11 protein-coding genes are annotated in these 13,001 nt (G+C 71.1%); 3 read left to right on the top strand and 8 right to left on the bottom strand.

What is annotated here, in order from left to right:
• Positions 1 to 57: 57 nt before the first annotated feature.
• From HUN58_RS09460 to HUN58_RS09490, 7 genes are all read right to left on the bottom strand, one after another.
• Positions 58 to 1,239: a glycoside hydrolase family 1 protein gene (locus HUN58_RS09460; protein ID WP_208738931.1), complete on the bottom strand. Its 1,182-nt coding sequence runs from the start codon at positions 1,237 to 1,239 to the stop codon at positions 58 to 60.
• Positions 1,240 to 1,273: 34 nt separating this feature from the next.
• Positions 1,274 to 2,146: an alpha/beta fold hydrolase gene (locus HUN58_RS09465; RefSeq protein ID WP_180225740.1), complete on the bottom strand. Its 873-nt coding sequence runs from the start codon at positions 2,144 to 2,146 to the stop codon at positions 1,274 to 1,276.
• Complete coding sequence (locus HUN58_RS09470) at positions 2,143 to 3,933, bottom strand: ABC transporter ATP-binding protein (protein ID WP_180225741.1); 1,791 nt, start codon at positions 3,931 to 3,933, stop codon at positions 2,143 to 2,145. The genes HUN58_RS09465 and HUN58_RS09470 overlap by 4 nt, the downstream gene beginning before the upstream one ends.
• On the bottom strand, positions 3,930 to 4,886 hold the full coding sequence (locus HUN58_RS09475; RefSeq protein ID WP_114850315.1) for an ABC transporter permease: 957 nt from the start codon (positions 4,884 to 4,886) through the stop codon (positions 3,930 to 3,932). Before HUN58_RS09475 ends, HUN58_RS09470 begins: the two co-directional genes overlap by 4 nt.
• A 58-nt stretch (positions 4,887 to 4,944) precedes the next feature.
• Entirely contained in the window at positions 4,945 to 5,925 is a 981-nt protein-coding gene (locus HUN58_RS09480) for an ABC transporter permease (RefSeq protein ID WP_114850316.1), read from the bottom strand.
• On the bottom strand, positions 5,922 to 7,661 hold the full coding sequence (locus tag HUN58_RS09485) for an ABC transporter substrate-binding protein (RefSeq protein ID WP_254631658.1): 1,740 nt from the start codon (positions 7,659 to 7,661) through the stop codon (positions 5,922 to 5,924). Before HUN58_RS09485 ends, HUN58_RS09480 begins: the two co-directional genes overlap by 4 nt.
• Before the next feature lie 538 nt (positions 7,662 to 8,199).
• Positions 8,200 to 9,303: a LacI family DNA-binding transcriptional regulator gene (locus HUN58_RS09490; protein ID WP_254631576.1), complete on the bottom strand. Its 1,104-nt coding sequence runs from the start codon at positions 9,301 to 9,303 to the stop codon at positions 8,200 to 8,202.
• Between the two features lie 222 nt (positions 9,304 to 9,525).
• On the opposite strand from HUN58_RS09490, the gene HUN58_RS09495 reads away from it, so the two are divergent.
• Positions 9,526 to 9,678 (top strand): hypothetical protein, encoded by a 153-nt coding sequence (locus HUN58_RS09495; RefSeq protein ID WP_167509982.1) that lies wholly within the window; start codon positions 9,526 to 9,528, stop codon positions 9,676 to 9,678.
• 156 nt (positions 9,679 to 9,834) lie between these two features.
• Here the strand turns inward: HUN58_RS09495 and HUN58_RS09500 are convergent, their stop codons facing one another.
• On the bottom strand, positions 9,835 to 10,602 hold the full coding sequence (locus HUN58_RS09500; protein WP_141860138.1) for a GntR family transcriptional regulator: 768 nt from the start codon (positions 10,600 to 10,602) through the stop codon (positions 9,835 to 9,837).
• 88 nt (positions 10,603 to 10,690) lie between these two features.
• On the opposite strand from HUN58_RS09500, the gene HUN58_RS09505 reads away from it, so the two are divergent.
• Both HUN58_RS09505 and HUN58_RS09510 read left to right on the top strand, forming a co-directional pair.
• Entirely contained in the window at positions 10,691 to 11,875 is a 1,185-nt protein-coding gene (locus HUN58_RS09505; RefSeq protein ID WP_217488566.1) for an MFS transporter, read from the top strand.
• 57 nt (positions 11,876 to 11,932) lie between these two features.
• Positions 11,933 to 12,958, top strand: coding sequence for an acyltransferase (locus tag HUN58_RS09510; RefSeq protein WP_114850319.1), 1,026 nt, complete (start codon positions 11,933 to 11,935; stop codon positions 12,956 to 12,958).
• Positions 12,959 to 13,001 lie beyond the last annotated feature (43 nt).

Below are 13,001 nucleotides of genomic sequence, written 5' to 3' on the forward strand. Positions count from 1 at the left end.
TGAGCTGGAGGCGCGGTGCCAGCTGGCACCGCGCCTCCAGTCCGTCGTGGGGTCGCGTCAGCGACGCGTCTCGAGCGCGTTCGCCTGCGCGACCCGGCCGTACCAGCGCGCCGAGTCCTTCGGCGTCCGCGCGAACGTCTCCCGGTCCCACGCCACGAGCCCGAAGGTCGGCCGGTAGCCGGAGGCCCACTCGTAGTTGTCGAGCAGGGACCAGTGCTGGTAGCCGAGCACCTGGATGCCGTCCTCGATGCAGCGGTGGATGCCCTCGAGGGCGCCCTGCGTGTAGGCGACCCGGCGGGAGTCGTCGGCCGTGGCGATCCCGTTCTCGGTGATCATCAGCGGGACGTGACCGGAAAGCTCCCACGCGCTGCGGAGTCCGTCGGCCGAGGCCTCGGGGTAGAACTCCCACCCGGTCAGGGTCGTCTCGACGTCGTCCGCGACCGGCACCGGGCCCGAGGCACCGATGAAGGTGCGGGTGTAGGCCTGCACACCGAGGAAGTCGTCGCCGGCGGCCTGCTCGAGGTACCAGTCGTCGCGCGGGTACCCGTACTCGCGGAGCATCTCCTCGGACCCGGGCTCGCCGTTCGCGCGGAACGCCTGCGTGGCGATGGTCCAGCCGGACTGGATGCCGGGGACCTGCGACAGGACCTCGCGGGAGCGCCGGTGCGACGCGAGCAGCTGGTCCGCCACGTGCAGGTCGGGGTTCGGCAGGCCGTACGCGACGAGGTTCGCGGCGTCCTCGCCGCCGGCGAGCATCGCGGCGATGTTCGGCTCGTTGATCGTGCAGACGAAGCGGACCCCGTCCTGCACGACGGGCAGCGCGGCCTCGGTGTAGCGGGCGAACAGGTCCGCGGCGTCGTCGGCGCGCCAGAAGCCGTCGCGCTCGAACCAGCGCGGCACGGTGAAGTGCATGAGGGTGACGATCGGTTCGATGCCGGCGTCGTGGCAGGCCTCGACCATCCGGCGGTAGTGGTCGACCTCGGCGCGGGAGACGAACCCGCGCTCGGGCTCGATGCGCGCCCACTCGATGCTGAACCGGTAGGAGTTCAGGCCGAGGTCGGCGGCGATGCGGATGTCCTCGCGGTAGCGGTGGTAGCTGTCCGCGGCGTCGCCGGAGGGCTCGACGATGGTGGTGTCCGGTTCGTGCTCGTGCACCCACCAGTTCGAGTTCACGTTGTTGCCCTCGATCTGGTGGGCGGCGGTGGCGGCACCCCAGAGGAAGCCGTCGGGGAACTGCAGCGTGGTGATGATGGGTCCTTTCAGTGCGCCGGCGTCAGTGCGCCGACAGGAAGTCGTCGAACAGCGCGATGGTCGCGCCGGGGTTCTCGACGTGGGGGCCGTGGTAGCTCGTGGGGACGACCTCGTACCGGGCGCCGGTGTCCTCCGCCATCTGCCGCTGCCACGGGATCGGCCAGGCACCGTCCCACTCGCCGTGCGCCACGAGGACCGGCAGCCCGGTCGCGCGGAGCTCGGCGGAGGAGTCGGTGTGGTCCTCGAGGATGTGCCCGCCGGCGACGACGCTCAGGGGGCTCGTCGCGTCGAAGCGGTCGCGGACCATCCGGGCGTCGTCGGGGAGCTCGTCGTCCGGACGCCCGGCCCACAGCGGGTTCGTCGAGTCGAACAGCTGACGGAGGTTCCCGCCGGTGTCGTGCAGGATCGTCAGCTCGGCGACCTTGCGGTAGGGCCAGCCGTACGGCCCGGAGCAGAACTGCACGACGCTCCGGAACGACTGCGGGGACGCGATGGCCGCGGCGCGTGCGATCACACCCCCGAGCGAGTGGCCGATCAGGTGCACGGGGGCGCCGTCGTCGAGCAGGGCGGCGACCCGGACGACGTCGGCCGCTTCTTCCTCGAGCGAGTAGTCCGACGGGCTCGTCGGCGCCGCGGAGTCGGCCTGGCCGCGGCGGCTGATCGCGACCGCGGTCCAGCCGGCCTCGCGCAGGAGCGGCATGAAGGTGCGCCAGTCCTCCTTCGAGCCGGTGTACCCGGGGACGACGAGCACGACGCCCTTCGACGGCCCGTCCGGGACCACGCGGTAGGCGGTGAGCCGCCCGACGGGCAGGTCGATGCCGACGGTGTCGACTCCCTCGGGGGTGGGCAGGTGGCCGAACGGCGCGACGACGGGGAACTCGTGGAGGGTGCTCATGCGAGCAGTGTCCGCCGCGGGTTCGGCACCGCGTCCAGCAGCGCGACCGTGTAGTCGTCCTGCGGGTGCTGCAGCACCTCGGCCGTGCGACCCAGCTCCACCACGGCGCCGTCGTGCAGCACCATGATGTCGTCGGTGATGAGTCGGGCGCTCAGCAGGTCGTGCGTGATGTAGAGGAGTGAGACGCCCCACTGCTCGCGCAGGTCCTCGAGCAGCGCGAGCACGCCCGCGCGCAGCGTCACGTCGAGCATCGAGACGGGCTCGTCGGCGATGATCACCTGCGGGTCGCTCGCGAGCGCCCGAGCGATCACCACGCGCTGCCGCTGCCCGCCGGAGAGCTGGTGCGGGAGCTTCTGCGCGAACTGCTCGACGGGCGTCAGGCCCACGGTCTCGAGGATCTCGAGCATCCGGCGACGGGCATCGCGGCCGCGGAGTCTCGTGTAGTTCGCGATCGGCCGGGACAGGATGTACTCGACGGTGTGCAGCGGGTTGAGCGCCGCGTAGGGGTCCTGGAACACCATCTGCACCTCGGAGCGCAGGTCCTTCAGGCCCCTCCTGCCCAGACGAGCCACGTCCGTGTCGCCGAAGCGCACCGTGCCGCTCGTCGGCTGCTCGACACCGGTGAGCATCTTCGCGATCGTCGACTTGCCCGAGCCGGACTGGCCGACGAGGGCGAGCGACTGCCCGGGCTCGAGCGTGAACGACACGTCGCGGACGGCCTGCACGGGCTGTTCGCCGCGGCGGGGCGCCGGGTACGTCTTCACGAGGTGGTCGACGACGATCGGGTTGCGGGCGGCGCTGCGTTCGCGGGACCCGACGGTGCTGAACGACGAGGTCGTCTGTCGTCGCGTCGCCCCCTCGGACGAACGGAGCGACCGGTCGGGGAAGCCGGGCAGCGAGACCACCGCGGCGCGCGGGTCCGCGTAGTGCGACAGCAGCATCTTCGTGTAGTCGTCCTGCGGGTCGCGGAGGACCCCGAGCGAGCGACCGTCCTCGACGATCCGCCCCTCGTGCATGACGAGCACGCGCTCGGTCGCCTCGAGCACGATGCCGAGGTCGTGGCTGATCAGGATCGCCGTGAAGCCCTCGGAGCGCTGCAGCTCGATGATCGTGTCCATCACGGCGTGCTGCACGAGCACGTCGAGGGCCGTCGTCGGCTCGTCGAACACCATGAGCTGCGGCTCGAGCGACAGCGCGAGGGCGATCGAGACGCGCTGGCGCATGCCGCCGGAGAGCTCCCCGGGGTACCGCGCGAGCATCGTCTCGGGCAGCTTCACCTTGCTGACGAGCTCCCGCATCCGCGCGTCCCAGCGCTCGCGCGGCACGTGGCCGTGGGCCTTGAACACGTCGACGAAGTGGTTGCGGACGGTCCGCACCGGGTTGAGCGCGTTCATGCCGGACTGCAGCACCATCGCGAATCCGCCCTGCCGCTGCTGGCGCAGCGCCTCGTCGTCGAGGTCGCGGATGTCGCTCCCGGCGAAGACGATGCTGCCGCCGTTGGTCCGCGCCGGCGGCTTCTGCAGCCGGGTGAGCGCGTAGCCGAGGGTCGACTTGCCCGAGCCGGACTCGCCGACCAGGCCGACGAACTCGCCCTTGCGCAGGCTGAACGACACGTGGTCGACGGCCTGGACGGCCGTCTGGCCGGCCGACTCGTAGACGACCGACAGGTCGCGGACGTCGAGCAGGACGTCCTGCGTCGCGTGCGTGGCGTCGGACGGGAGGCGCGTGGCGGCGCCGCCACGGGCCTCCAGGCCGTCGCTGGTCACGTCGGGTGTCTGGCCGCTCATGCTGCTGCCTCCTTCTTGCGGCGCGCGCCCTCGCGCAGCCGCGGGTTGGACACGGCGTCGACGCCGAAGTTGATGAGGGTGAGGCTCATCGCCAGGAGGGCGATGCAGAGACCGGGGGCGAACAGCAGGATCCACTGGCCGGTGAGCAGCGCGTTCGAGTTCTGCGCCCAGTAGAGGATCGTGCCCCAGCTGACGATCGACGAGTCGCCGAGCCCCAGGAACTCCAGGCCCGCCTCGGCGAGGATCGCGCTCGTCGCCGCACCGAAGAAGCTGCCGACGATCAGGGACGTCATGTTCGGCAGGATCTCGCGGAACACGATGCGGGTCGCACCGTCACCGGAGAACTGCGCCGCCGTGACGAAGTCGCGGCTCCGGAGGGACTGCGTCTGGGAGCGGAGCACGCGCGCGCCCCAGGCCCAACCGGTCACGACGATCACGGCGATGATGACCGCGATGCCGCCGTTCTGCAGGTAGGCCGCGATGACGATCATGAGCGGCAGACCCGGGATGACGAGGAACAGGTTGACGATGAACCCGATGACCTCGGCGACCCAGCCGCGGATGTAGCCCCAGCTCAGACCGATCGCGACGGCGACGAGCGTGGACAGGAAGCCCGCGACCGCGCCGACGAGCACGGAGACCCGGGCGCCGTAGATCAGTTGGGAGAGGACGTCCTCGCCGGCGGCGGTCGTGCCCATCCAGTGCGCCCAGGTGGCGTCGGCGTTCCGCGCGAAGCCGTTCTGGCTGGCGCCGTACGGGGCGAGGAGCGGGGCGGCGATCGCCACGAGGACGAAGAAGGCGAGGATGCAGATGCCGACGCGGGCCTTGGTGTTGCTCCAGACGACGCCGAACTGTCGTCCTGCTGACCGGAGCTTGGAGGGGGCCTGCTGGTCGTGCTGCGTGTCTTGCGTTCGTACTGCGACGGTTGCGTCGGGTGCCTTGATGTTCGTCATCGGCGCGTCCTCGGGTGGTGGTTGTGGGCAGAGCACGCCGCCCATCGCGAGTTGGTCGTCATCGGCGCGTCCTCGGGTCCAGGACGCCGTAGAGGACGTCCACGATGAAATTGGCGATGAGCACCGACACGGTGATCATCAGGAAGAGGGCCTGCATGAGCGGGTAGTCCTGCCCGATCACGGCGTTGAACAGCAGGTAGCCGATGCCCGGGTAGCCGAACACCTGCTCGACCAGGACCGAGCCGCCGACGACACCGCCGAGGGCCAGGCCGAAGCCGGTCAGGTTCGGCAGGATCGCGTTGCGTGCGGCGTACCGGACGGCGACCGTGCGGCCGCGGAGGCCGTTCGCCTCGGCGAAGGTGACGTAGTCGTCGCCGAGGGTGTTGATCATGGCGTTCCGCATGCCGATGATCCAGCCGCCCAGACTCGTCACGAGGATCGTTACCGCCGGCAGGATCGCGTGCAGGAGCACGTCGCCGACGTACTCGCCGTTCCAGCCGGGGACGCTCGTCGCCGAGGACGCCCCGGTGGTCGGGAACCAGTGCAGGACGTAGCCGAGGAAGAACAGCAGCAGGAGCGCCGTCCAGAAGTACGGGAACGTCGACATGAAGCTGCCGGACAGGGTCGGGAGCGAGTCGAGCCAGGTGCCGCGCTTCCACGCCGCCGCGACGCCGATGAGCGTGCCGATCACGAACGCGAGGACCGTGACCGTGCCGACGAGCACGAGCGTGTAGGGCAAGGCCCGGCCGACCAGGTCACCGACGGGCTGCGGGTAGAACGTGTAGCTCGTGCCGAAGTCGAGGGTGACGACCTGGTGCAGGTAGCTGACGTACTGGTCCCACAGGTTGCCGGAGGGGACGCCGAGCTGCGCCTCGATGGCCTTCTTGGTCGCGTCCGTGACGGGGCCGTTCTGGCTGAGCTTCGCCAGCGCCGCGTCGGACGGGCTGCCGGGCATGAGGCGCGGGAGCACGAAGTTCAGCGTGACCGCGGCCCAGAGGGTGAGGACGAAGAGGACGAGTTTCTGCAGGATGTACTTCACTTGGCCTGCTCCTCCATGATCTTCCGGCCCGCTTCACTGTCTCTGAGTCGCAGCTTCGTGAAGATGAGCAGCGGTGCCGAGTCGTAGTTCTGCGGTGCCATGTACGGGTCCTCCGCGCTCGGCCAGCCGACGAACTTGCCGGTGTTGAACAGGCCCCAGAGCCCGCCGTAGTACATGCCGATCACGGGCAGGTCGTCGTACACGATCCCCTGCAGCTGGTTCAGGATCCGCTGCTGCTCGGCCTTGTCGGTCGTCGCCTTGTACGCGTCGAGGAGCTGCTGCGTGTCGGCGTTCCGGTACCGCTCGAAGTTGTTCACGGTCGACTTGCCGACCGGCTGGTAGAAGTCGCTCGACAGCAGCGAGTTGTAGGCCTGGAAGACGTCGCCGTTCCCCATGCCGCCCATCGCCATGTCGAACTGGCCGTTGTTGATGTTCTGCTGGTACCCCGCGGGCTGCGGCGCCTGGATGTCGACCTTGATGCCGATCTTCCCGAGGTCGCGCTGGACCTGCTGCGCGGCGCGGAGCCAGTCCGAGTAGCCGTTCGCGGTCATGAGCCTGATCTCGAGCTGCTTGCCGTCCTTGACGAGCTTGCCGCCCTGCTGGGTGTACCCGGACTTGGCGAACTCAGCGAGGGCCCGGTCGGTGTCCTGCGTGATCATGCCCTTGTCGGGGATCGACGGGTCGAGGTACTGCTCCTGGTTCGGCAGGATCAGGCCGGTCTGTCCCGCGGCGCTGAGGTTGCCCTCGGACGCGGTCTCGGCGATGTCGTCGCGGTTCAGCGCGTACGAGATGCCCTTGCGGACATTGACGTCGCTGTACGGCGCCTTCGTGAGGTTCGGGATGAGGCCGATCACACCGCCGGCCGGGAACCACCACTTGTTGTCGGGGGACGCCGCACCCCAGGTGCCCTCGACGTCGGAGATGAACGAGTACGCCCAGTCGTAGCCGCGCGTGACGGTGTCGAGCTGCGTGTTCGTCGCCGGCAGGATCAGGTGCTTGATGGCGATCTTGTCCGCCTGCCAGTACCGCGGGTTCTTGTCCATCGAGTACTGCTGGTCGGAGTAGTTGCCGAGCACGAACGGGCCGGTGCCGACGGGGTCCGGGTCACGCCAGGTGGTGGGGTCCTTGATCTTGCCGTAGTGGTGCTCGGGGAGGATGTACGTCGCACCGATGATGTTGAGGCTCGGCACGTCGTCGCTCTTCAGGTGGAAGACGACGTGGTCACCGTCCCGCTCGATGCGGTCGATGTGCTGCCAGGCACCCTTGATGTCCATCGCGGGGAACTTCTGGAGCAGGTCGAACGTGAAGACGACGTCCTCCGCACTGAACTGCCTGCCGTCGGACCACTCGACGCCCTTCCGGATCGTCATGTCGATGGTCTTCGCGTCCGGCTGGCTCCACGAGCTCGCCAGCCACGGGGTGCCCTTGCCGTCGAGGGGGTTGATCTCGATGAGGGGCTCGTACATCCACTTGCTCGCGGTGCGGGCGTTCGAGATGTACGGGTTGAAGTTGCGGTCGAACAGCGGGTTGCCGCGGTCCGCGTTGATGAGCATCGTGTCCTTGCCGATGCTCGGGTCCGGCTGGGAGCGGACCTGGATGCTGCAGCCGGTGGCGGCGAGGGCCACGACGGCGATGCCGGCGAGCGCGGCGGCAAGGCGGCCGCGGCGCCGCGACCGCTCGGGGGCGCGGGTGCGCGGCGCGGCGCGCTCCGGCGTGCGCTGTGGGGGAAGCGTCATTGCTCGGTCGACCTCCGTGTCGAGTGGGTACCCGGACAATGTATGCGCTTACATCACGGGATGCAACCGGCCGTGTTGTTTCCCGGGGTGGGACGCCGTTCGAACGCGGGGCCTCGAGCGTGCACGACGTGCCGCTCGAGTGCGCGGCGAATGGCGCCGAGTGTGCACGACGTGCCGCTCGCGTGCGCGGCGGGTGCACAGATCGTCGGCGGAGAGGGTCGAGCGCGCCGGATGTGGCGCGCTCGTCACACCACCCGACTCATCGATCGTCGGCCGCCGAGTGTGCACGACGTGCCGCTCGCGTTCGCGGCGCGGGTACAGATCGTCGGCGGCGAGGGTCGAGCGCGCCGGATGTGGCGCGCTCATCTCCCGACACGCGCATCAACACCCCGCCGAGGTGCCACGACTCGCCGCGTGCTGCTCGTCGGGGTGCCACTCGATGCCGCCCGGAGCATCGAGAGTCCAGGATCTCGGCACCTCGAGGGCCGGGGCTGGTCGCGGCGGAGAGGAGGGGGCGGGTGCCCGGGGCACTCCGCCGCTACAGCGCGGGCGGGCAGCTCTCGCGCAGCAGCACCTCGACCGGCAGGCGCAACGCCCGCGGCGGCCCCTCCCGCCGCTCGAGCCGGTCGACGATCGCCCGGACCGCGGCACGCCCGAGCTCCCCCATCGGCTGGTGCACGGTCGTCAACCGCGGGCTCGAGAACCGTCCGGCGTCGATGCCGTCGAACCCCGTCACCACCAGGTCGTCCGGCACCCGGAGCCCGCGGGCCCCCGCCGCGTCGAGCACCCCGAGCGCGGACTGGTCGTTCGAGCAGACGATCGCCCGCGGCACCTCGGCACCGTCGAGCAGCCCCGCCGCGAGCTCCCGCGCTCGGGCCCGGCCGAAGTCACCGTGCACGACCCGCACGGACCGGGCCGGCACGTCGTGGTCGTCGAGCGCCTGCCGGAACCCCGCCGAGCGCTCCATGTCGTCCGGGGAGTCGATCGGCCCGGCCAGGTACACGAGCGACCGGATCCCGAGCCGGCCGATCACGTGCGACGCGAGGGTCCGCATCCCCGCCGCGTTGTCCACGCTCACCGAGTCGAACCCGTGCGACCGCCGGTCGTCCGCGAGCACCACCACCGGGACACGGCGGGCGACGTGCTCGAGCAGGTCGTCCGGCACGGTCTGGGCGAGGACCGCGAGCCCGTCGACCCGGCCGGCGACGTCGTTGACGAGCACGTCCCGGGAGGACCCCCGCCCCGCCGCCACCATGAGCGCCAGGCTGCGCTGCCACGCCTCGGTCTCGGCGCCGCGCAGGACCTCGTCGAAGTACAGGTTCGACGAGAACGGCTGTGTCACGTGCCGTCGGTCGTCGACCACCCGGACGCCGCCGTCGGTGACGAGGTCGGGACGCTCGTCCGGTACGACGTCGAACCCGGGCAGCAGGAGCCCGACCACGCCGGTCCGGCGTCCTGCCAGTGCGCGCGCGGTGCCCGAGGGCACGTAGCCGAGGCTCCGGATCGCCGCCTGCACCCTGTGGCGGGTTCCCTCGCGGACCGCGTCGGGCGTGCGGAGCACGCGCGAGACCGTCGCGATGGAGACGCCGGCCTCGGACGCGACGTCGTAGACCGTGGGGGGTGCGGTGCGCTGCGGACCCACGCCGTGCCTCCCGTCCGGTGTCCGTGTCAGTGCCGCGCTCGGCGCGGCCGGACCATCCTAGGCACGGCGCACGACGCGACTTCTCCACAGGTTGCCGGAATCGCTTGCGCTCCGCGGACAGGCGGCGGCACACTGATCCGACCTCAGTACGTCCCGTGAGGAAGCGCATCCGCAGGCCGGGGGCCTGCACCACCCGATGCCCACGCACACAGGAGGAACGCCATGTCACAGTCGACCCGGTCCGGCAGCAAGCACGCCATCCGACTCACCACCGACGAGGCCGAGGTGCGCGACGCGCTGCTCGACCGCACCGAGCACGGCGCCTCATCGGTCACCGATCCGCTCGAGGGGTCGGAGGACGCAGCGCGTCCCTGACGCGGGCCCCGGCAGGCTCGGGCCAGCGACTCGAGACGTTCGCCGCGGCGACGCCCGGACAGGAGGCACGATGCGGGTCGTCCGCGGCCGTCACCTCCACCGGGTGGACACGTCGGGCAGGTCTGCCGTGGGGTCACGTCGGGCTGGCGCGTGAGGTCAGCTCGCGTCGGCCTGGACGTCAGCGTGCTGGTACTCGGTCTCGTCGAGGACGGCCGCCGAGCCGACGATCGTCACGCCCGCACCGCGGAGCCGACGACGCTCCTGCGCGATCCAGCTGAGCAGCCGGTCGTTCGTCCCCGCGACGTGCGCGGCGAGCAGGTCAGCTGCTCGGTCGGCGTCGCCGTCGCGGACCGCGTCGAGGATGGCACTGTGCTCGGCCCACGCGGCGTCGCGCGCCTCGGCGGTGCGCACCTCGATCCAGCGCGTGCGCTCGAGCCGGGTGAGGGCGTCGGCCACGGTGTCGGTGATGAACCGGTTGCCGCCGAGCGCGGCGAGGTCGAGGTGGAAGGTCGATCCCATCCGGATGCCGGCTTCGCGGTCGGGAGCGCCCCGGAGGTCGTCCAGGTGCGCCCGGACCTCGTCGAGCTGTTCGACGGAGGCCCGGCCGACGGCGAGCCGAGCAGCAGCGGGCTCGAGGACCCCGCGCAGTTCGGCGAGCGACGCGATCTCGTCGAGGTCGATGGGCGTGACCGTCCACGAGCGCCCCTCGTGCAGGATGAGGCCCTCGCGCTCGAGGCGGGACAGCGCCGCGCGCACGGGCGTCCGCGAGGCGTGGAAGCGACTCTCGAGTCCGCGCTCCGAGATGCGCTCGCCCGGCGCGATGTCGAGGGTCAGGATCGCCTCGCGCAGGTTGTCGTAGAGCTGGCTCGTCTGCGACACCGGGGCGGCGTCGGTCGTCGCGTCGTCGGTCGTCGTTCCGGTCACGGCGGACCAGCCTAGTGCGGATCGGCCCCGGTTGGTATACCGTGATGGTATACCAATTGGTACCGATCCAGAACGACAGGCTGCACCGATGACCACACCCCGCCGCGCGTGGACGATGCTCGCCCTCGGCGTCGCCGCCCAGGCCGCCGGCACCCTGGTGGTCTCAGCGCCGGCCCTGCTCATCCCACACCTGGTCGCGCAGGGCATGCCGCTCGCGTCGGCCGGGTTGTTCGCCGCCGCACCCACGATCGGTCTCGTCCTCACGCTCATCGCCTGGGGTGCGGTGACCGACCGGGTCGGCGAGCGCGTGGTGATCGCGGGCGGGCTGGCGCTCACCACGGTGACGGTGGTCGCGGCGTGGCTGTCCGCGGGGAACCCGGTGCTGCTCGGCGTGGCGTTCCTGGCGGCGGGCATGACGAGCGCGTCGACCAACGCCGCGAGCGGGCGGGTCGTGGTCGGGTGGTTCCCGAAGGAGCGGCGCGGCCTGGCGATGGGCATCCGGCAGATGTCGCAGCCGCTCGGCGTGACGCTCGCGGCGGTCACGGTCCCGCAGCTGGCCGAGGGGTCCGGCATCCGCGCCGCCCTGGTGCTGCCGTTCGTCCTGAGCGCCGTGCTCACCGTGCTGTGCGCCGCCGGCATCGTCGATCCGCCGCGACCGGCCCGGACGGCTCCGGCCCCGGGCGCTGCCTCGACGACGGCCGCGAACCCGTACCGCTCGTCCGGCTTCCTGTGGCGGGTGCACGCGGTGTCGGTGCTGCTCGTGGTGCCGCAGTTCACGCTGTCGACCTACGGACTGGTGTGGCTCGTGGGGCTCGGCTGGTCGACCCCGGCCGCCGGCCTGCTCGTCGGGGTGTCCCAGTTCGTCGGCGCCGTCGGACGGATCCTCGTCGGGGCATGGAGCGACCGTGCCCGGTCCCGCGTGGGGCCGCTGCGCGTGGTGGCGGTGTCGGCCGCGGCGGTGATGGGCGTGATGGCGCTCGTCGACGTGTCGCACTGGGCGGCAGCAGCGGTGTTCCTCCTCGTCGCGACGAGCGTCACGGTCGCGGACAACGGGCTGGCGTACACGTCGGTGGCCGAGGCCGCGGGACCGTCCTGGTCCGGCCGGGCACTCGGCACGCAGAACACCGGGCAGTTCCTCGCGGCGAGCGCCGTCGGCCCCGGGGTCGGGGCGCTCGTCGGGACGCTCGGCTTCGCGGCGTCGTTCGGACTCGTGGCGGTGCTGCCCCTGCTGGCGCTGCCGCTCGTGCCACGGACGGACCGCTCGCACGACTGAGGCCGACTGCAGCAGATTCACACCGATCTGACATCCTACATATGTAACATCAGCAGCATGCGCGTTGGATGGTTGGACACGGCGAAGGGCCTGGCGATCGCCGGGATCGTGCTGATCCACGCGACGTCCTGGAGCCCCTCGCCCTCGCCCGAGGCGACCTGGCTCCTGCAGCGCTTCCTCGCTTCCCTCCCCGTGTTCTTCCTCGTCTCCGGGATCGTTTCCGGTCGCTCCCTCACCGATCCGGCCGCGACGGTCCGGACACTGGCGGCCCGAGTGCTCCCGCTCTGCTACCTCTACACGCTGTGGCAGCCCGTGGTCCTCGGGTACCGCGTCCTCCGCGACGTGACGGCGGGGACGTCGGTCGACCTCGTCGGTGAACTCCTCCGCGTGGCCGCATCACCGATCCGTCCGAACGGAGAGATCTGGTACCTGTGGGCACTCGCGCTGCACCTCGTCGTCATCTGGGCCACCAGACGCCTCCCGACCGCCGCGGTCCTCATCCCGACCTTCGTGATGTGCGCGGCTCTGATCGGCTGGGGCCGCACCGCACTCGGTGACGACACGTGGCACGTCCTCGGACCCGGACTGCAGGGGCTGCCGCTCTACCTGTTCTTCACGGTCGTGGGCGCCCGGGCGGCGTCCCCGATCGTCGCCCGTGTCGAACGCACCGGGCCGACCACATCCGTGTGCGCGCTGGTCCTCTGGGCCGTCCTCGGCGAGCTGCACGCACGCCTCGGCGGCGTGGCCCAGCCCGCGGTGGGGGTCGTCCAGACGATGGTCGGTACCGTCGCCGTCCTGCTCGCCGCCAGGACCGCGACACGGTACGCATGGGCGACGCCGATCAGTGCACTCGGTCGCTGGTCCGTGGTGCCCTACCTGACGCACACGGCGATCATCGCCGTGACCCTCGCCGCGGCGCTGTGGTCCGGGGCGATGCCGCTGCTCGTCGCACACCCGACCCTCACTGTCGCGGGCCTGACGATCCTGGGGACGACCTTCGGTCTCGTCGCGTTCGTGCCGCTCCGGAACACGCCGGTCGCGTTCGCCTTCCGCCTGCCGAGCAGACGCCGCGTGCAGGCCTGAACGCGGGCGACGGCAGGGTCCAGCACACCGGCCGCGGACGATC

The organism is Curtobacterium sp. Csp1, from assembly GCF_013347185.1.